The 20,160-nt window shown below is 62.9% G+C and carries 13 protein-coding genes; 11 read left to right on the forward strand and 2 right to left on the reverse strand.

Annotated features, from left to right (window positions below):
- Positions 1-27 precede the first annotated feature (27 nt).
- Positions 28-729, reverse strand: a complete 702-nt coding sequence (locus FJQ89_RS27130) for an FxDxF family PEP-CTERM protein (protein ID WP_141172431.1) — start codon at positions 727-729, stop codon at positions 28-30.
- A 215-nt stretch (positions 730-944) separates the two neighbouring features.
- Here FJQ89_RS27130 and FJQ89_RS27135 point away from each other — a divergent pair, with 215 nt between their 5' ends.
- The 8 genes from FJQ89_RS27135 (at position 945) to FJQ89_RS27170 (ending at position 10,340) form a co-directional block, all read left to right on the forward strand.
- Positions 945-1,814: an NAD(P)-dependent oxidoreductase gene (locus FJQ89_RS27135; RefSeq protein ID WP_141172432.1), complete on the forward strand. Its 870-nt coding sequence runs from the start codon at positions 945-947 to the stop codon at positions 1,812-1,814.
- A gap of 209 nt (positions 1,815-2,023) precedes the next feature.
- Positions 2,024-3,088, forward strand: coding sequence for a YeiH family protein (locus FJQ89_RS27140; protein WP_077401830.1), 1,065 nt, complete (start codon positions 2,024-2,026; stop codon positions 3,086-3,088).
- A gap of 16 nt (positions 3,089-3,104) precedes the next feature.
- Positions 3,105-4,409 carry a D-amino acid dehydrogenase gene (locus tag FJQ89_RS27145; protein ID WP_141172433.1) on the forward strand — a complete coding sequence of 435 codons (1,305 nt, stop codon included), beginning with the start codon at positions 3,105-3,107 and terminating at the stop codon, positions 4,407-4,409.
- Complete coding sequence (locus FJQ89_RS27150) at positions 4,406-5,221, forward strand: thiazole synthase (RefSeq protein ID WP_141172434.1); 816 nt, start codon at positions 4,406-4,408, stop codon at positions 5,219-5,221. Before FJQ89_RS27145 ends, FJQ89_RS27150 begins: the two co-directional genes overlap by 4 nt.
- Before the next feature lie 70 nt (positions 5,222-5,291).
- Positions 5,292-6,302 carry a porin gene (locus FJQ89_RS27155; protein WP_141172435.1) on the forward strand — a complete coding sequence of 337 codons (1,011 nt, stop codon included), beginning with the start codon at positions 5,292-5,294 and terminating at the stop codon, positions 6,300-6,302.
- Positions 6,303-6,528: 226 nt separating this feature from the next.
- A complete protein-coding gene (xsc, locus tag FJQ89_RS27160; protein WP_141172436.1) occupies positions 6,529-8,346 on the forward strand; it encodes a sulfoacetaldehyde acetyltransferase in 1,818 nt (605 codons plus the stop codon).
- Between the two features lie 229 nt (positions 8,347-8,575).
- Positions 8,576-9,577 carry a phosphate acetyltransferase gene (gene pta, locus FJQ89_RS27165; protein ID WP_141172437.1) on the forward strand — a complete coding sequence of 334 codons (1,002 nt, stop codon included), beginning with the start codon at positions 8,576-8,578 and terminating at the stop codon, positions 9,575-9,577.
- 1 nt (position 9,578) lies between these two features.
- Complete coding sequence (locus FJQ89_RS27170; RefSeq protein WP_243136305.1) at positions 9,579-10,340, forward strand: sulfite exporter TauE/SafE family protein; 762 nt, start codon at positions 9,579-9,581, stop codon at positions 10,338-10,340.
- A gap of 11 nt (positions 10,341-10,351) precedes the next feature.
- Here the strand turns inward: FJQ89_RS27170 and FJQ89_RS27175 are convergent, their stop codons facing one another.
- Positions 10,352-11,035: a response regulator transcription factor gene (locus FJQ89_RS27175; protein ID WP_141172439.1), complete on the reverse strand. Its 684-nt coding sequence runs from the start codon at positions 11,033-11,035 to the stop codon at positions 10,352-10,354.
- A gap of 48 nt (positions 11,036-11,083) precedes the next feature.
- On the opposite strand from FJQ89_RS27175, the gene FJQ89_RS27180 reads away from it, so the two are divergent.
- The 3 genes from FJQ89_RS27180 (at position 11,084) to FJQ89_RS27190 (ending at position 19,945) form a co-directional block, all read left to right on the forward strand.
- A complete protein-coding gene (locus FJQ89_RS27180; RefSeq protein WP_141172440.1) occupies positions 11,084-11,485 on the forward strand; it encodes a hypothetical protein in 402 nt (133 codons plus the stop codon).
- Between the two features lie 193 nt (positions 11,486-11,678).
- Positions 11,679-18,251 carry an MBG domain-containing protein gene (locus FJQ89_RS27185; RefSeq protein WP_168208535.1) on the forward strand — a complete coding sequence of 2,191 codons (6,573 nt, stop codon included), beginning with the start codon at positions 11,679-11,681 and terminating at the stop codon, positions 18,249-18,251.
- A 29-nt stretch (positions 18,252-18,280) separates the two neighbouring features.
- On the forward strand, positions 18,281-19,945 hold the full coding sequence (locus FJQ89_RS27190) for a ShlB/FhaC/HecB family hemolysin secretion/activation protein (protein WP_141172442.1): 1,665 nt from the start codon (positions 18,281-18,283) through the stop codon (positions 19,943-19,945).
- Positions 19,946-20,160 lie beyond the last annotated feature (215 nt).

Here is a 20,160-nt window from a genome sequence, read left to right on the forward strand (position 1 = left end):
GGGCAGCCGTACCAGGCGCCAGTTTGATTACTGCAGGTTGGCCCGGCGGCGGCGCGCCATAAAGCCGAGCAAGCCCAGGCCGCCCAGCAGCATGCCGTAAGTGGCTGGCTCCGGTACGGCCGACACGGACAGGTTATTGATGGTTGGCCAGATACCGATCTGTCCGGCGGTGCTGACGGCCAGGTCGGAGAACGCACCCGACGACACGAAGCCGATAAACGAGGCTTGCGTCGGCAGGGCCAGCTCGTAGGTGAGCAGTTCGCCCAGCGCATTGCGCGCTGTCAGCGTGATGCTCTGGCCATTGGCATACTCGCCGGATAAGTTCGATCCGAAGAAGTATCCCCCTACACCGCGTACGGCGCTGGAAAAGTTGGAGAACAACACGCTGTCGTTACGGTTGTTCGTACTCAGCCAGTTGTCGCTGCCCGTGCCCGCGCCATACAGGATGGGCGAGACGCCAACGCTGCTTGCCGTGTAGGCGTAGCTGCCGGCGCTACGGTTCAGCGGCCCGCCAAGCGCATCGATGGGTAAATCATCAAAGGTATCGACGCCGGTATTGCCGACCGCTGCCAGATAGGCGGACTGGCTGGTAAAGACCGTGATGTCTGCCTGTGCGGCGCTGGCGGCGAATAGCAGGACGGCGGCGCTGATGATTTTCAGGCGGGGGAATGTGGTTTGCAAGATTGACTCCTTAACAGGGATGGGGAAAAGGACAGCGGCACTGTGCATTGAAATTCCTAATGCTAAATCAATATAATATTTGCTAGAAAAAAATGCAATACAAAGTTTCTTTATGATAATTTCCGTCTTGTATGGTTGAAATGCGGATGTTCCCCAATCGCCACCGCTGGCGCGGCCATGATGGCCAGATGGCCGCGCCATGCTGCCGTCACGCGCCATTTGTGCAACAATAATCGGATTCATACCTCGACAGGACGGACAATATGGCAAAAGTGGCATTCATCGGTTTGGGCGTCATGGGTTTCCCCATGGCAGGCCATCTGGCGGCGGGCGGGCATGACGTCACCGTGTACAACCGCAACCCGGCCCGCGCGGCCGCCTGGCTGGAGCAGCACAAGGGCAACAGCGCCGCCACGCCGGCCGCCGCTGCCGCGGGCGCCGAGTTCGTGTTTACGTGCATCGGCAACGATAACGACCTGTACCAGGTGATCCTGGAAGAGGGCGGCTTGCTGTCCGCCATGGCGCCGGGCAGCATCCTGATCGACCATACGACGGCTTCCGCCGAAGCGGCGCGCACCATCCATGCGGCGGCGCAAGAGCAGGGCGTGTTCTTCCTCGACGCGCCCGTGTCCGGCGGCCAGGCGGGCGCGGAAAACGGCAAGCTGACGGTGATGGTGGGCGGCGACGCGCAAGCGTATGCGCGGGCCGAACCCGTCATCGCGCTGTTCTCGCGCGCCGTCACCTACATGGGCGCGTCCGGTTCGGGCCAGCTGACGAAGATGGTCAACCAGATCTGCATCGCCGGCCTGGTGCAGGCGCTGAGCGAAGGCATCGCCTTCGCAGAAAACGCGGGCCTGGACGCGGCGCTGGTGGTGGACGTCATTTCCAAGGGCGCGGCGCAGTCGTGGCAGCTGGAAAACCGGGGCAAGACCATGATCGAACGCAAGTTCGACTTCGGTTTCGCCGTTGACCTGATGCGCAAGGACCTCGGTATCTGCCTCGCTGAAGCCAAGCGCAACGGCAGCGACCTGCCCGTGACGACCTTGACGGACCAGTTCTATGCCGAAGTGCAGCAGGAGGGTGGCAACCGTTACGACACGTCCAGTCTGATTACCCGCTTGAACAAAAAGTAAGCCCTTAGGCTCATAAGTACAAGAACGGCGCGTCCCTGCAAAGGGCCGCGCCGTTTGTCGTTTACGGGGGGTAAAAATAAAAAAACGTCAGTTTCCGGAACATCCGGTTTCGATTTTCATGGAAAAGCATGGACTTCGCTAGCTCATCGTGTATTATTAAAAAACGAGATGAAATGTCCCAATTTTTAAAACATTATGAGCGGACCCGCATGAAAACCAACTCCTCAGCGATAACACGCGTTGTCGACAAGAACATTCCCTACCTGTCTTCCGCCGTTGCCATCTGGCGCCCCCGCGCCGTGCTGCGCAGCTGGCCCGGCGTGGCCATCGCGCTGGTGATCGCCCTGTCTGCTACCTTTATTTCCAGCAATTACGGCGGCCCGCAACTGCTGTATGCGCTGTTCTTCGGCCTGGCCTTCCACTTCCTCGCGTCCGATCCCACCTGCAAGCCCGGCATCGAATTTTGCAGCAAGATCCTGCTGCGCACGGGCGTGGCCCTGCTGGGCGCGCGCATCACCTTCAACCAGATCGCTTCCGTAGGCGTAACGCCATTATTGATCGTCGTCGGCGGCCTGGTGGCGACCTTGGGCTTTGGCTACCTGCTGGCCAAGTGGCTGAAACGCCCCATCACGGAAGGCATTTTGTCGGGTGGCTCGGTCGCCATCTGCGGCGCCTCGGCCGCGCTGGCCATCTCGGCCGTGCTGCCGCAAACCAAGGAAAACGAAAAGTTCACGCTGCTGACGGTGGTGGGCGTGACGTCGCTGTCGACCCTGGCCATGATTGTTTACCCGCTGCTGGTCAAGCTGCTGGGCTTTGACCCGACGGAAGCGGGCGTCTTCATCGGCGGCACCATCCACGACGTGGCGCAAGTGGTGGGCGCCGGCTATCTGGTGAGCAACCACACGGGCGACGTGGCCACCTTCGTGAAACTGACGCGTGTCGCTTGCCTCGTGCCCGTCGTGCTGGGCCTGTCGATCATGTTCAAGCGCAAGGATGGCAAGAGCGAAGTCGATGCGCCGCCGCTGGTGCCGTTTTTCCTGATCGGTTTTGTGTGGCTGGTGATTACCAACAGCCTGGGCCTGATCCCGCAGGAAGTGAATGGCTGGATCAACAATGCCTCGCGCGCCTGTCTGGTCATTGCGATTGCCGCGCTGGGCGTGAAAACATCGTTCCAGTCGCTGGCCTCGCTGGGCTGGCGTCCCGTGATCATGCTGGTGATGGAAACGGTGTGGATCGCCGCCTTCGTCGCCATCGCCGTCCTGCTGACGCGCTAAGCGAGTCGGGCCCGCCATGAAGATCCTTGTCCTCGGCGCCGGCGTGGTCGGCACGGCATCGGCCTGGTATTTGCGCCAGGCGGGCCACGACGTGCGCGTGCTGGAACGCCAGGCGGGCGCCGCGCAGGAAACCAGTTTTGCCAACGGCGGGCAGATTTCCGTCTCACACGCGGAACCGTGGGCCAATCCCGCCACCCTGCGCAAGGTGCTCACGTGGCTGGGCAAGGACGACGCGCCGCTGCTGTTCCGTCCCCGCCTTGACCCGCTGCAATGGCAGTGGGCCTTGCACTACCTGCGTGAATGCCTGCCGGCCAGGGTGTCGCGCAATATGCGCCAGATCGTCGCCCTTGCCGAGTACAGCCGGCAGAGTTTGCAGGCGCTGCGGCGCGAGACGGGCATAGCCTACGACCACCTGGAGCGGGGCATCCTGCATTTCTATACGGAGCAGCAGGAGTTCGATAAATCGCAAGCGGGTGCCGCGCTGTTGCGCGAACTGGGCTGCCCGCGCAATACCGTCAGCGCCGATGAAGTGATCCGGCTGGAACCGGCCCTGCGCCACGCGCGCAGCCGCATCGTCGGCGGCGATTTTACGGCCAGCGACGAATCGGGCGACGTGCATCTGTTTACCACGGCCCTGGCCGCGCGCGCCGCCAAGGCCGGCGTGGATTTTCAGTTCAGCACGACGGTGACGCGCTTGCTGGCCGATGGCGAGCGCATCACGGGCGTGGAATGCATCGACGCGCAGGGCCGCCACCGCATCGAGCACGCGGATGCCGTGGTGGTGGCCATGGGCAGTTTTTCCGCACCGCTGCTGCAGCCGCTGGGCATCCGCTTGATGCTGTATCCAGGCAAGGGTTATTCCGCCACGTATCCGATCATCGACCCCGTCAGCGCGCCGTCCGTATCGCTGACGGACGATGGCCACAAATTGGTGTTTTCGCGTCTGGGATCGCGCCTGCGCGTGGCCGGTACGTGCGAGCTGAACGGCTACACGCGCGAACTCAATCCCGTGCGCTGCGCCGCCATCACGCGCCGCGTGCAAGCGCTGTTTCCCCACGCCTGCGATTACAGCGCCCCCGTCTACTGGGCCGGCTTGCGCCCCCTGACACCGTCGAACGTGCCGTATATCGGCGCCACGCGCTACCGCCAGCTGTTCCTCAACACGGGCCACGGCACCCTGGGCTGGACCATGGGCTGCGGCGCGGGCAGGGCGATCGCCGACCTCGTATCGGGACGGCGGCCCGACGTCGATTTTGCGTTTTGCGGCGAAGCCCCGCGGCATGAGGCCGCTTTGGTTCAACTTAGGAGAGCACCACGATGAGAGACGACGCCACCCCCAGCCAACCACCGACCGGCCTGACCCTGGCCGGCACCACCTATCAGTCGCGCCTGCTGGTAGGCACGGGCAAATACAAGGATTTCGAGGAAACGCGCCGCGCCATTGAAGAGAGCGGCGCCGAGATCGTCACGGTCACGATCCGCAGGGTCAACATCGGCCAGGAGAAGGGCGAGCCCAACCTGCTCGACTTCATTCCACCGTCGAAATACACGATTTTGCCCAACACGGGCGGCTGCTACAACGCGCGCGACGCCGTCTACACCTTGCAACTGGCGCGCGAACTGCTGGGCGGGCACCCGCTGTGCAAGCTGGAAGTGCTTGGCGATGAAAAGACCCTGTTTCCGAACATGCCGGAAACGTTAAAAGCGGCCGGGGAGCTGGTGCGCGACGGTTTCCAGGTGATGGTGTATTGCAGTGACGACCCCATCCAGGCGCGCATGCTGGAAGACCTCGGCTGCATCGCCGTCATGCCGCTGGCGTCCCTGATCGGCTCGGGCATGGGCATTCTGAATCCGTGGAATCTCTCCCTGATCATCGAGCAGGCCAGCGTGCCCGTGCTGGTCGACGCGGGTGTGGGCACGGCGTCGGACGCGGCCATCGCCATGGAACTCGGCTGTGACGGCATCCTGATGAATACCGCTATCGCAGCGGCGCGCGAGCCGATCCGCATGGCGCGCGCCATGAAATTGGCAGTGCAGGGCGGACGCGAGGCTTACCTGGCCGGACGCATGCCCCGGAGAGCAGGCGTCATGAGTGCTGCGCCCTCATCGCCGATGGCCGGGCTGATCGCCTGAGCCAGATTTGTAGCACCGTAGTTGATTTTCGTTTCAAGCGTTTATAAAAACCACAATACCTGGAGATGACATGAAACACACACTCGTAGCGGCAGCCATCCTGGCCTCCTTCCTTGCCGGCAACGCCAGCGCCCAATCGTCCGTCACCGTGTACGGCTTGCTGGACGCGGGCCTGACGTCCGAACACGGCGGCGCGGACGGTTCCGTCACCAAGCTGGCCACCGGCGTGCAGTCGGGCAGCCGCATCGGCTTCAAGGGCACGGAAGACCTGGGCAACAATCTGAAGGTCAACTTCTTGCTGGAAAATGGCCTTGACCTCGATACGGGCGCCAACCGCCAGGGCGCGCTGTTTGGCCGCAAGGCCTATGTGGGCCTGTCCGGCGACTTCGGCGCCGTCAACCTGGGCTTGCAACACAACCCGCTGTTCACTGCGCTGGACAATATCGACCCGTTCGAGACGGGTCTGACGGGCGCCTCGCTCAACCTGATGAGCGTGGCCAGCCTGCGCACGAAAAACGCCATCATGTACGAAACGCCGAAGGTGAAGGGCTTGTCGGCTGCCATCATGGTTGGCCTCGGTGAAAAGCCGGACAGCGCCAGCCTGGGCCGCACCGTCGACTTTTCCATCGACTATGCCAACGGCCCGCTGGTGCTGACCCTGGCGCACGACAAGCGCAAGGATAGCGAGCTGAACACAGCCAAGGTGACTTTGCTGGGCGGCACGTACGACTTCGGCCCCGCCAAGCTGCACGCCGCATATGAGACGGACAAGGACGATGCGGGCACGGATTTCCGCAACTACATGCTGGGCGTGTCCGCGCCGGTCAGCGCAGCGGGCAGCGTGATGGCGTCGTACATCAAGAAGGATGACCGCACGAATGCGCGCCGCGGCGGGCGCCAGCTGGCCATTGGCTACACGTATGCCTTGTCCAAGCGCACCAATCTGTACACCTCGTACGGGCGCATCAACAACGATGGCGCGGGCACCAACTTCGTTGGCGACGCTTCCAGCGGCGGCAGCGTGCCCTTGCCTGGGCATAACTCCAGCGCCTTCACGGCGGGCATGCGCCTGAAATTCTAAGGCGCAGCGCACGAGGTATCGATGGCGGGCTGTCTGTTGCGGATAGTCCGCCATTGTTGTTTCAGCAGTGGTGCACATGCACGGATTCCGGATTCAGGAATGAAACAGTCCGATTTTTCATGAATTTTCATTGACAGCGCATTTCGCAACCGTTAAATTGAACACGTATTTCAAATATCGGAACAAAATATACCGATTTTTCATAAAACCGTAAGGAGACTGAGCCATGACCGATTTGTCCGACCAAAAAGCCGCCGCCGCAGTGGCCACCCCCACCGGCCCGCAAAAAATGACGCCTTCCGAAGCGTTCGTGGAAACCCTGGCCGCCAATGGCGTGACCGACATGTTCGGCATCATGGGCTCGGCCTTCATGGACCCGATGGACATCTTTGCCCCGGCCGGCATCCGCCTGATCCCTGTCGTGCACGAGCAGGGCGCCGGCCACATGGCCGACGGCTATGCCCGTGTCTCGGGCCGCCACGGCGTGGTCATCGGCCAGAACGGCCCCGGCATCAGCAATTGCGTGACCGCGATTGCCGCGGCCTACTGGGCGCACACCCCCGTCGTGATCATTACCCCTGAGACCGGCACGATGAGCATGGGCCTGGGCGGCTTCCAGGAAGCGAACCAGCTGCCGATGTTCGAGGAATTCACGAAATACCAGGGTCATGTGACCAATCCGGCCCGCATGGCGGAATTTACGGGTCGCTGCTTTGACCGCGCCATGTCGGAAATGGGCCCGACGCAACTGAACATCCCGCGCGACTATTTCTATGGCGAAATCAAGGCAGAAATCCCCAAACCGAACCGCCTGGACCGTGGCGCCGGCGGAGAACACAGCCTCAATGAGGCGGCCGAACTGCTGGCCAAGGCCAAGTTCCCCGTCATCATCTCCGGCGGCGGCGTGGTCATGGGCGAAGCGATCGAGGAATGCAAGGCGCTGGCCGAGCGCCTCGGTGCGCCAGTGGTGAACAGCTATTTGCACAACGACTCGTTTCCCGCCAGCCATCCGCTGTGGTGCGGTCCGCTCGGCTATCAAGGCTCGAAAGCGGCGATGAAACTGATCGCCCAGGCCGACGTCGTCGTGGCCCTCGGTTCGCGTCTGGGACCGTTCGGCACCTTGCCGCAGCACGGCATGGATTACTGGCCGAAAAACGCCAAGATCATCCAGATCGATGCGGACAACAAGATGCTGGGCCTGGTGAAAAAGATTTCGGTGGGCATCTGCGGCGACGCCAAGGCGGCCGCCAAGGCGATCCTCTCGCGCCTGGATGGCAAGACGCTCGATTGCGACGCCACGCGCGACGCGCGCTATGCCACCGTGCAAGCGGAAAAAGCCGCGTGGGAAAACGAACTGGACAACTGGACGCACGAGAAGGATGCGTACAGCCTGGACATGATCGAAGAGCAAAAGAAAGAGCCGGGCAATTACTTGCACCCGCGCCAGGTCTTGCGCGAGCTGGAAAAAGCCATGCCGGAAGACGTGATGGTGTCGACCGACATCGGCAACATCAACTCGGTGGCCAACAGCTATCTGCGCTTTGAAAAGCCGCGCAGCTTCTTTGCGGCGATGAGCTTTGGCAACTGCGGCTACGCGTTCCCGACCATCATCGGCGCCAAGGTGGCCGCACCGCACCGTCCGGCCGTGTCGTATGCGGGTGACGGCGCCTGGGGCATGAGCCTGATGGAAACGATGACCTGCGTGCGCCACAACATCCCGGTGACGGCGGTGGTGTTCCACAACCGCCAGTGGGGCGCGGAAAAGAAAAACCAGGTGGATTTCTACAACCGCCGCTTCGTCGCCGGTGAACTCGACAACCAGAGCTTCGCGGAAATTGCACGCGCCATGGGCGCCGAAGGCATCACGGTCGACAAGCTGGAAGACGTGGGGCCAGCCTTGAAGAAGGCCATAGCCATGCAGATGAATGAAGGCAAGACGACCATCATCGAAATCATGTGCACGCGCGAACTGGGCGACCCGTTCCGCCGCGATGCGCTGAGCAAGCCGGTGCGGCATCTGGATAAATATAAAGACTACGTCTGATGTGGCGGGTGTTGTTGGATTACGCCCTGGCGGGCTAATCCAACCTACCCAACCTACCCAACCTACGCCACTGTGTAGAGGTCGGATTAGCCGGGCGCAAGCCCGGCGTAATCCGACACCACCCTGACCGATCCTTGTATGACCCCGGCAATCGCGCCGGGTTTTATGTGCCGGAATCATTTGCATGCTGCCATGGTTCCGGCACTTTTTTTACCGAATTGGAGTCGCCATGAAAGCCCTGCACCGCATCATAGCCCAAGCCCGCGCCGTGCCGAAAAACATCGTCTTGTGCGAGGGCGACGATGCGCGCGTATTGCAGGCGGCCGCGCGGGCGGCAAGCGAAGGCCTGGCGCATATCACCCTCGTCGGCAAGCCGGCCGCCATCCTGGCCCTGGCGCGCGAACACGCGCTGGACCTCGATGCCGTGCGCCTGGTCGACCCGGCCACTTCCGAGGAGTCGGAGCACTATGCCCAGCAATTGTTTGTGCTGCGCCAGGCCAAGGGCATGACGGTGGAGCAGGCGCGTATCGCCGTGCAAGAGCCGCTGTGCTACGCCAACCTGATGGTGCGCCTGGGCGACGCCGACGGCTGCGTGGCGGGGGCCGTGCACACGACGGCCGACGTGGTGCGCAGTGCCATCCAGATCATCGGCGTCGATCCCGCCTTCAAGCTCGTGTCCAGCTTTTTCCTGATGATGCTGTGCGAACCGTTCCACAGCCTGAAGGGCGGTTTCATCTTTTCCGACTGCGCCCTGGTGGTCGACCCGAAGGCGGAAGAGCTGGCCGACATCGCCATGGCCGCCGCCGACAGCGCGCAAGCGTTGCTGATGGAAGAGCCGCGCGTGGCCATGCTGTCGTTTTCCACCAGCGGCAGCGCCCACCACGCGGCCGTCGACAAGGTGCACGCGGCCACGGACCGGGTCAAGGCCCAGCGTCCGCTGCTGGCCATCGATGGCGACGTGCAGCTCGATGCGGCCATCGTGGCCGAGATTTCGCAGAGAAAAGTCAAGGATTCCGTCGTCAACGGCCGCGCGAACGTGCTGGTGTTCCCGAACCTGGATGCGGGCAATATCGGCTACAAGCTGGCCGAGCGCATGGGCGGCGCCGTCGCCATCGGCCCCTTGCTGCAAGGCTTGAACAAGCCGGCCAACGATTTGTCGCGCGGTTGCTGCGCCGACGATGTGTATAACGTGATTGCGGTCACGTCCGTGCAGGCCCAGGGTGGGCGCTGAGTTGTTCAGCCTGCCCGTGCTGGCGCTGCTGGGCGTGGTGGCGGCCGGTACGTATTTCCAGACCGTCACGGGCTTTGGCCTGGGCATGATCGTCATGGGCGTGGCCAGCGGACTGGGCCTGGCGCCCGTGCCCGCGCTGGCGGCCCTCGTCAGTTTGTTGTCGCTGGCCAATTGCCTGGTGGCCTTGCCGGGCGCCTTGCATCATCTGGATTGGCGCGCTATCCGCGCGGCCAGCATCGGCTTGCTGCCGGCCATGGCGGCCGGCGTCTTGCTATTGGGATACCTGGACCAGGCGTATGCGCCCTTGCTGAAGCTGCTGCTGGGCGCGGCCATCGTGTATGGCGGCGTCAGCATCCTGCTGCAGGCGCCGCCTGGACCGGGCGCGGCCGATAAACGCAGCTTTTTCATCAGCGGCGTATGCGGCGGCCTGTTTTCGGGCCTGTTTTCGCTGGCCGGACCACCGCTTGTGTACCAGTTCTACCGCCAGGAAATGAGTTTAAAGACCATCCGCTACAGCCTGATCTTCCTGTTCGCCATCAGCGCGGGCGGACGTTCGCTGATGGCGGGCAGCCAGGGTCAGCTCGATGCGAAAGTGTTACTTTTGTGCATGCTGGCCCTGCCTGTCGGCGTGCTGGCCACCATGGCAGGCAAGCGCTATCCGCCACCGATCGCCCAGCGCGGCATGCGCCGCATCGCGTTTGCCGTGCTGACCTTGATCGGCCTTTCCTTGATGGCGGCGGCCGTGCCGCAATTGTTTACTTAGCGAGCGCGGGTTCAGGGCCGTACTGCCGCGTTGGCGAAGAAGCGGTAACCGGCGTTGCGCGCCGTATTGATGGGCAGGGACAGCCCGGTGGCTTGCTCGGTCTTGCGGCGCAGGCGGCGGATCTGCGTGTCGAGGCGGCGCTGATCGTAGTCGAGGAAATCCTCGCCCAGCGACTCGACGATTTGCTGGCGGCTGACGATGCGCTCGGGCTCTGCCATCAGTACCTGCAGCACGGTCAAGTCTTGCTGCGACAGCGCGATGGCGCAGCAACCGGGCGGCAACAGGCGGCGCGGCCCCAGTTCGAGTATCCACGTGGGCACGGTCACCGGTTCGCCCAGGCGGCGGCGCAGGCTGCTCAGGGTGGCAGCCAGCTCATCGAGGTCGGTATTTTTCGGCAGATAGTAATCGGCGCCGTCGATCAAGCCGCTTACCTTGTGTTGCATCGCGCTGCGCGCAGTAAAGACGACAATGCCTAGTTGCCGGCCCTCGGCCCGCAGCGCGCGGACCAGTTCCATGCCGTCGCCATCGGGCAAGCCCAGGTCGATGACGGCAATATGGTGCTGCGTGGGAGCGTAACAGGCTCGAAAGTCAGCCAGGTTGGCGACTGCACTGACGCGATAGCCGCAATCGCCAAGAAATTCGGTCAGTTCTTGCCGCAGGACGGCTTCATCTTCAAGCAGAATAAGGTTCAACATGGGGCAAGGATACCCGATCGTTTTCGCGGCGTGAAGGTCTGACTGGAATTGCCCGCGCTGTTTCCCCGCTTTACCTGTGGCGTTGTCGGCGTCACCGCTGCCGCTGGTCGTCCTGCTCATCGTGCTGGCCACATGGTTCACACTGTGCGGACAGCGTCCGGCACGCGCCTTCCTGCTGATTTTCGTCCTGATCAGTTTTCTGCGCAGTATGGCGGTGCTGCCACCTTGGGCGCGTTTGTCCACATGATGCTGATGAGCCCGCGTTTGAACCGGCGCAATGTGGAACTGTGCTGCGGCAAGGTCAGGCAGAACAGTGCCGGCATGGATGGCATCGTCAGTTTTTCGCTGCATACACCCGCCTGGATACATCGCGATTCCCGACTGAATCAGTCGGGAATCGCTCAGATTTGCTCACTTATAAATCTGGAATCGTTGTTATATTTTCCCTAAAGAAATTTCTGTAGCTTTTGGCCACATTTGTGTGGTGAAAGGCAATAGGGTTGAAAGCGAGGGAGAGGCTGTCTGTGCGCATGGCGCATGCATGGCCGATATCGCCATTTCCACCGACTCACCCGCCGCCAGGGGCGCGGGTGGGTCGGCGCGTGGGTACTCCGTATACAAAATATCAACAAGGATAGACTGCATGCATCGTCACGGATCATTGAATCACATTTATCGACTCGTCTGGAGTCATGTTCTGAACGCCTGGGTTGCCGTTGCCGAGACGTCGCGCGGGCGCGGCAAGGGCGGACGCCGCAAGTTGGCCGCGGCCGCGGCCGCCATGGCGGCGTTGGCGCTGGGAGGCCCCGCCTGTGCCGGGCCCACGGGAGGCCAGGTAGTGGCCGGCTCGGCGAGCATCACCCAGTCCGGCGCGACAACGACGATTCAGCAGACGAGCCAGCAAGCTGCGCTGAACTGGGCCAGCTTTAATGTGGGCAGCAAGGAAACCGTCAACTTCGTGCAACCGTCGGCCAGCGCGCTCGCCGTCAACCGCATTCTCGACAGCAATGGTTCGCAGATACTCGGGCGACTTAATGCCAACGGCCAGGTCTACCTGATCAACCCGAACGGCATCCTGTTTGGCCGCACCGCGCAGGTCAATGTGGGTGCTCTTGTCGCTTCGACCCTCGATGTCGACACTGCCAGCCTTGCTGGCAACAAGCATGTCTTCAGCGGCAATGGAGGCGGAAGCATCGTCAATGAGGGCACCATCCGTGCTGCCGATGGTGGCTATGTCGCGCTGGTGTCCGCGAAGATCAGCAACAGCGGCACCATCGCTGCCCATGCCGGCAGCGTGCTGATGGGTGCTGGCAGCCAGGTCACGCTGGACCTGGGTGGTCCCGTCAAGCTGCAGGTGACGCAAGGCGCACTCGATACCCTGATCGACAACGGCGGCGCCATCCGGGCCGATGGCGGCCAGGTCTACCTGACGGCCAAGGCGGCGGGCGAACTGGCGGCGAGTGTCATCAATAATACGGGCGTGATCGAAGCGCATACCCTGGCCACCGGTGAAAAAGGCCAGATTGTGTTGCTGGGCGATATGAAGAAGGGCAACCTCCATGTCGCCGGCGTGCTCGACGCCAGTGCGCCGCAAGGCGGCGACGGCGGCTTCATTGAAACCAGCGCGAACCAAGTCGACATCGGCGCCGTGCGTGTCACTACGGCTGCACCGCGCGGCAAGACGGGCACCTGGCTGATCGATCCGAACGACTTCACTGTCGCTGCCAGTGGCGGCAACATGACGGGGGCCGATGTGTCCAATGCCCTGGCCAGCAATAATTTCTCCATCATGACGACCAGCATGGGCACGACGGGCGGCCTAGGCGATATCTATGTGAATGACGCCGTCAACTGGTCGGCCAACAAACTCACGCTTACTGCCGAGCGCAACATCAATATCAATGCGAACCTGAACGCCACGGGCACTGCGTCGCTGGCTTACCAGTATGGCCAGGCGACGGCCGATGGCGCGGGCAGCGGCTATCAGGTGGCGGCCGGCGTGGCCGTCAACATTCCTGCCGCCAGTGCCTTTACCTGGCAAAAGGGCAGTGCTGGCGCAGTGAAGAATCTGGTGCTGGATAACGGCAAGGTACGCTTTGGCTCTGGCCAGGAAGACTCCTTTACCAGCGACGGCCTGCTAAAGACGCCATTTTATTTCGATAACACTAGCCCGGGCCGCAACGGCTGGTTCCAGCTGACCCTTGGCCGGCCCTTCGACTTTGCCGTGGCCGCTGGCGGCAATGGCGGCAGCGCCTGGAACAACAATGGACAGGTCCTGACCACCGACCGTTTTAACGGCGGCTTCCCTGGCATGGACGACGATTTCCCCGGCATGCCTACGGGCGGCAGTTATTCCTCGGCGCTGAGCAACCGTACGCTGAACATCGCCGGCTACCGGGAAGGCCTGGGGACGATCGTGACGACGGGGACGCTCAATTTCAGCAGCCTGAATCAGTCAGCCAGCATCGCGCACACCTATATCTTGAAGGCGGGTGATGCCTTCGTCAACATGGACAGCCGGCTGACCAATTTGAGCAATGCGCCGCTGACGAATGTCCGCATGTGGCTGGGCACGGGCGATGATTTTATCGGCAATTCGGATCGCAATTTCAAGATCAAGGGCAACATCGTTTCGGGTGCGTTTGCCCAGTTGACCGATAGCAATACCGCGTCGAATGCCATCATGGTGACGGAAACCAATAGCATTACCAGCGGCTCGGCCGTGCTGTTCTATTCCACGACGGCTGGCGTGGATACCGTGCACAGCAATTGCTGCTTCTTTTCCAATGCCGTCAACCAGAACCCGCGTGGCGCATCCGTCGCTTCCGGCCCGACGGACGGCAGCTACGCCATGTTCCTGCGCGCAGCCGACCTGGCGCCGGGCCAGTCCGGCGGTCTGTCCGTTTACTATGCGGCGGCGCCTGTGGCGCAATTGAAGGACGCCATCGTTTCCGTCGACAATGCCGCCGGCAACGCTTCCAAACCTGTGTATGTCCGCTTGACGCCAGGCAGCAGCGTGTATGGCGACTTGCCCGTCTTTAACTATGCGCTGTACGATGCGCTGAGCGGCGGCACGCTGATTAGCGATGCCGGCGCGAGCGGCACGGTTTCCTGGCTGGGCGCGCCGACGGCTACGTCTTCGGCTGGCGTCTACACGATCAGCTACAACACTGGCTTGGTGCTGGGCAAGACGGGCTATACCCTGACGCCGGGCGGCCCTGTCTACTGGACGGTGACGCCCCGCCCGCTGAACGTGGCCGTGACGAAAACCTACGATGGCAGCAGCACCTTCAATTCGGGCTTCGTCCTGTCTGGCTTGGTCAATGGCGACAGCGCGCCCACGGTTGCCGGTTCGGCCACTGTTGGCAGCCGCAATGCCGGCCGCTACAGCAGTTTCGATTCCAGCACCTTGAGCCTGTCCAACAGCAATTATGTGCTGAACGCCAGCGGCGTCAGCGCCAGCATCGACCCGCGTCCCATCATGGTGGCCGCCGACGCGAAGAGCAAGGTGTACGGCAATGTCGATCCGAACCTGACTTACCAGGTGACGAAAGGTGCGCTGGTGGAAGGCGACAGCCTGTCCGGCGCCTTGCGCCGCGTGGCCGGTGAAAACGTGGGCAGCTACACGATCGACGCCTCGGCCCTGGCCAACGGCAACTATGTGGTGACGGCGCACAACGGCGCCTTGAGCATCGATGCGCGCCCGATCACGGTAACGGCCGATGCGAAAAGCAAGGTCTACGGCAACGTCGATCCTGGCCTGACGTATCAGGTGACGCAGGGCAGCCTGGTGGCTGGCGACAGCCTGTCCGGCGTCTTGCGCCGTGCTGCCGGTGAAAACGTGGGCAGCTACACGATCGACGCCTCGGCCCTGGCCAACGGCAACTATGTGGTGACGGCGCACAACGGCGCCTTGAGCATCGATGCGCGCCCGATCACGGTAACGGCCGATGCGAAAAGCAAGGTCTACGGCAACGTCGATCCTGGCCTGACGTACCAGGTCACGCAGGGCAGCCTGGTCGCTGGCGACAGCCTGGGTGGCGTGCTGCGCCGTGCTGCCGGTGAAAACGTGGGCAGCTACACGATCGACGCCTCGGCTCTGGCCAATGGCAACTATGTGGTGACGGCGTACAACGGCGCCTTGAGCATCGCCGCGCGCCCGATCACGGTAACGGCCGATGCGAAAAGCAAGGTCTACGGCAATGTCGATCCTGGCCTGACGTACCAGGTGACGCAGGGCAGCCTGGTCGCTGGCGACAGCCTGGGTGGCGTGCTGCGCCGCGCGGCCGGTGAAAACGTGGGCAGCTACACGATCGACGCCTCGGCTCTGGCCAATGGCAACTATGTGGTGACGGCGTACAACGGCGCCTTGAGCATCGCCGCGCGCCCGATCACGGTAACGGCCGATGCGAAAAGCAAGGTCTACGGCAATGTCGATCCTGGCCTGACGTACCAGGTGACGCAGGGCAGCCTGGTCGCTGGCGACAGCCTGGGTGGCGTGCTGCGCCGCGCGGCCGGTGAAAACGTGGGCAGCTACACGATCGACGCCTCGGCCCTGGCCAATGGCAACTATGTGGTGACGGCCCACAACGGCGCCTTGAGCATCGATGCGCGCCCGATCACGGTAACGGCCGATGCGAAGAGCAAGGTCTACGGCAATGTCGATCCTGGCCTGACGTACCAGGTCACGCAGGGCAGCCTGGTCGCTGGCGACAGCCTGTCCGGCGTCTTGCGCCGTGCTGCCGGTGAAAACGTGGGCAGCTACACGATCGACGCCTCGGCCCTGGCCAACGGCAACTATGTGGTGACGGCGCACAACGGCGCCTTGAGCATCGATGCGCGCCCGATCACGGTAACGGCCGATGCGAAAAGCAAGGTCTACGGCAACGTCGATCCTGGCCTGACGTACCAGGTGACGCAGGGCAGCCTGGTCGCTGGCGACAGCCTGGGTGGCGTGCTGCGCCGTGCTGCTGGTGAAAACGTGGGCAGCTACACGATCGACGCCTCGGCCCTGGCCAACGGCAACTATGTGGTGACGGCGCACAACGGCGCCTTGAGCATCGATGCGCGCCCGATCACGGTAACGGCCGATGCGAAAAGCAAGGTCTACGGCAATGTCGATCCTGGCCTGACGTACCAGGTGACGCAGGGCAGCCTGGTCGCTGGCGACAGCCTGGGTGGCGTGCTGCGCCGTGCTGCCGGTGAAAACGTGGGCAGCTACACGATCGACGCCTCGGCCCTGGCCAACGGCAACTATGTGGTGACGGCGCACAACGGCGCCTTGAGCATCGCCGCGCGCCCGATCACGGTAACGGCCGATGCGAAAAGCAAGGTCTACGGCAATGTCGATCCTGGCCTGACGTATCAGGTGACGCAGGGCAGCCTGGTGGCTGGCGACAGCCTGGGTGGCGTGCTGCGCCGCGCGGCCGGTGAAAACGTGGGTAGCTACACGATCGACGCCTCGGCCCTGGCCAATGGCAACTATGTGGTGACGGCGCACAACGGCGCCTTGAGCATCGATGCGCGCCCGATCACGGTAACGGCCGATGCGAAAAGCAAGGTCTACGGCAACGTCGATCCTGGCCTGACGTACCAGGTCACGCAGGGCAGCCTGGTCGCTGGCGACAGCCTGGGCGGCGTGCTGCGCCGTGCTGCCGGTGAAAACGTGGGCAGCTACACGATCGACGCCTCGGCCCTGGCCAACGGCAACTATGTGGTGACGGCGCACAACGGCGCCTTGAGCATCGATGCGCGCCCGATCACGGTAACGGCCGATGCGAAAAGCAAGGTCTACGGCAATGTCGATCCTGGCCTGACGTACCAGGTGACGCAGGGCAGCCTGGTCGCTGGCGACAGCCTGGGTGGCGTGCTGCGCCGCGCGGCCGGTGAAAACGTGGGCAGCTACACGATCGACGCCTCGGCCCTGGCCAACGGCAACTATGTGGTGACGGCGCACAACGGCGCCTTGAGCATCGATGCGCGCCCGATCACGGTAACGGCCGATGCGAAGAGCAAGGTCTACGGCAACGTCGATCCTGGCCTGACGTACCAGGTGACGCAGGGCAGCCTGGTCGCTGGCGACAGCCTGAACGGCGTGCTGCGCCGTGCTGCCGGTGAAAACGTGGGCAGCTACACGATCGACGCCTCGGCCTTGGCCAACGGCAACTATGTGGTGACGGCGCACAACGGCGCCTTGAGCATCGATGCGCGCCCGATCACGGTAACGGCCGATGCGAAAAGCAAGGTCTACGGCAACGTCGATCCTGGCCTGACGTACCAGGTGACGCAGGGCAGCCTGGTCGCTGGCGACAGCTTGGGTGGCGTGCTGCGCCGTGCTGCTGGTGAAAACGTGGGCAGCTACACGATCGACGCCTCGGCCCTGGCCAATGGCAACTATGTGGTGACGGCGCATGACGGCGCCTTGAGCATCGATGCGCGCCCGATCACGGTAACGGCTGATGCGAAAAGCAAGGTCTACGGCAACGTCGATCCTGGCCTGACGTACCAGGTGACGCAGGGCAGCCTGGTCGCTGGCGACAGCCTGTCCGGCGCCTTGCGCCGCGTGGCCGGTGAAAACGTGGGCAGCTACACGATCGACGCCTCGGCTCTGGCCAATGGCAACTATGTGGTGACGGCGCACAACGGCGCCTTGAGCATCGATGCGCGCCCGATCACGGTAACGGCCGATGCGAAGAGCAAGGTCTACGGCAACGTCGATCCTGGCCTGACGTACCAGGTGACGCAGGGCAGCCTGGTCGCTGGCGACAGCCTGGGTGGCGTGCTGCGCCGTGCTGCCGGTGAAAACGTGGGCAGCTACACGATCGACGCCTCGGCTCTGGCCAACGGCAACTATGTGGTGACGGCGCACAACGGCGCCTTGAGCATCGCCGCTGATCCAGGACTGGAAAATGCGATTCGCCTGGCGCGGCGCCAAGTCACCACTGGCACCAATGATGTGGCGGCGGGCACGGCGGAAAACGCCGGGGCACTAGCCGTAGCGGGTGTCGCGGCATATGCCGTGCCCGGCGACGGCAGTAAGCCTGATAGCGGCGTCAACCTGATCGGCGGACTGGCGCTGGTGCCGGTAACTGATGCGGTGCACGCCACGCCAGCGCAGGGAGGTAGCGGCACGCCTGGCTTTACGCGCATCTTTGTCGTCAACGGCGGCATTAATGTGCTGGCTGCCGCGCCGGTAGACGGAGGAGTGGCGCAATGATTGTACTGATTCAACAAACAAAAAAATCGATGAAAAAACAACAACTACCTCGGCGCAACACTGTTGCCATGGCGCTGAGCGTCGCCTTATTACATTTTTCGCCCGCCGCACAGGCGCAGGTTCCGCCTGACGCGGGCCAGACCTTGCAGCAACTTCAGCCGCCGATCGCAGCGCCGCGCGAAAGCCAGCCTTTGAAGATACAGGCGCCGCTCGATTCCGCGCCCATCGCGCCGGGAGGGGCGGCCGTCATCTTGAATGCGGTCAAGCTGAGTGGCAATTCCGTGTTCAGCGAAGAAACGCTGCGCGCGGCGTTGGGCGACGTCACGGGCAAGACGTTCGACCTGGCCGGCTTGCGCGGCCTGGCCCAGCGCATCACGGACGTTTACCAGGCGGGCGGCTATCCGTTCGCCCGCGCCATCCTGCCGCCGCAAGACCTGGCGAACGGTGACTTGCGCATCGAGGTGATCGAGGGACGTTATGGCGTGGTGCAGGCACAGGGCGACGATACCGGCCTGGCGCGGCAAGCGACAGCTTTCCTCGATGGCTTGTTTCCTGGCAGCGTGATCGCCAGTGCACCGCTGGAACGCGCCGCCCTGTTGCTCGATGATTTGCCTGGCATCCAGACCAGCGCCACGATGCGTCCTGGCACGCAGGCGGGGACGGGCGATTTGATCGTCCAGGTCGCCCGCGACCAGCGCGTGCGCGGCGACATCGGCCTGGACAATGCCGGCAGCCGCTACACGGGGAAAAACCGCGTGCGTGCGAATGTCGACATCAATAGTCCCTTCCTGCTGGGCGACCAGCTCACCGTGCGTGCGCTGCTGAGCGAGGAGAAATTGTGGCTTGGCTCGCTTGGCTACAGCCTGCCGCTGGGCACGTCCGGCTTGCGCGGCAATGTCGGCTACTCACATACCAGCTATGAGCTGGCGAAGGAATTCGCCAGTCTGCATGCGAACGGAACTGCGAAGGTTGCCAGCGCTGGCCTCAGCTATCCCATCCTGCGCTCGCAAAAGGCCAATCTGACCTTGATCGCCACTTATCAATCGAAGGATTTGCACGATAACCGCGATAGCACCCAGACCTACGAAAGCAAGTCCAGCCAGTCCATGCCACTGGCCCTGCAATTCGATTACCGCGACGCGTTCGATGGCATCACCTATGGCAGCGCGAGCTGGACTCCAGGCAAGCTGAAACTCGATGCGGGCTTGACGGCCGTTGATGATTACAAGAGCAACGGTCGTTTTCACAAGGTCAACCTCGACGTGGTGCGCTTGCAATCCTTGCCCGCCGGTTTCAACCTGATGGCCCACCTGAGCTGGCAGCAAGCCAACAAGAACCTGGATTCGTCCGAAAAGCTGAGTCTGGGCGGCGCCAGTGGCGTGCGCGCATATCCATCGGGTGAAGCCACCGGCGACGAGGGGGGGCTGGTACAGCTGGAACTGCGCTATGACGCCGGCGCCTATACGCCATATGCCTTCATGGATGCGGGCCGCATCACGGTCAACGCCAAGCCGGTGGCGGCCGGTGACAACCGGCGCAGCCTGAGCGGCGGCGGCCTGGGCTTGCGCTACCAGCGGCAGGCATGGAGTGCAGACGTGGCTCTGGCCTGGCGCAGCATAGGTGGCCGTTCACTGTCGGAAACGAACAGCGATCCCAAACCGCGCGTCTGGCTGAATGTGGAATACCGCTTTTAGCTTGTAGTTCGTCGGATGGCAAGGTGCACGGTTGACGCGTGCGCCTTGCAAAATATGCAAACACCCGTTATATTCCCGGTTCTTTCCAGAACCTCTTCCTTATTGGAGCCAAAAGTGCCTCGCTTCTTCGCCATCACCTGCTAACGCTGACGAAATGCTCTTGCAGCATCGTTCGGCGCGTTGACGCCCCCGATTGCTGCGGCACTGCTCTTTCC

The sequence above is a fragment of the Janthinobacterium tructae genome (assembly GCF_006517255.1).
GTDB lineage: Bacteria > Pseudomonadota > Gammaproteobacteria > Burkholderiales > Burkholderiaceae_D > Janthinobacterium > Janthinobacterium tructae.

Coding starts and splice junctions, on each gene's coding strand:
- FJQ89_RS27130 (WP_141172431.1), bottom strand. CDS start 729: ATGCACAGTGCCGCTGTCCTTTTCCCCATCCCTGTTAAGGAGTCAATC.
- FJQ89_RS27135 (WP_141172432.1), top strand. CDS start 945: ATGGCAAAAGTGGCATTCATCGGTTTGGGCGTCATGGGTTTCCCCATG.
- FJQ89_RS27140 (WP_077401830.1), top strand. CDS start 2,024: ATGAAAACCAACTCCTCAGCGATAACACGCGTTGTCGACAAGAACATT.
- FJQ89_RS27145 (WP_141172433.1), top strand. CDS start 3,105: ATGAAGATCCTTGTCCTCGGCGCCGGCGTGGTCGGCACGGCATCGGCC.
- FJQ89_RS27150 (WP_141172434.1), top strand. CDS start 4,406: ATGAGAGACGACGCCACCCCCAGCCAACCACCGACCGGCCTGACCCTG.
- FJQ89_RS27155 (WP_141172435.1), top strand. CDS start 5,292: ATGAAACACACACTCGTAGCGGCAGCCATCCTGGCCTCCTTCCTTGCC.
- xsc (WP_141172436.1), top strand. CDS start 6,529: ATGACCGATTTGTCCGACCAAAAAGCCGCCGCCGCAGTGGCCACCCCC.
- pta (WP_141172437.1), top strand. CDS start 8,576: ATGAAAGCCCTGCACCGCATCATAGCCCAAGCCCGCGCCGTGCCGAAA.
- FJQ89_RS27175 (WP_141172439.1), bottom strand. CDS start 11,035: ATGTTGAACCTTATTCTGCTTGAAGATGAAGCCGTCCTGCGGCAAGAA.
- FJQ89_RS27185 (WP_168208535.1), top strand. CDS start 11,679: ATGCATCGTCACGGATCATTGAATCACATTTATCGACTCGTCTGGAGT.
- FJQ89_RS27190 (WP_141172442.1), top strand. CDS start 18,281: ATGAAAAAACAACAACTACCTCGGCGCAACACTGTTGCCATGGCGCTG.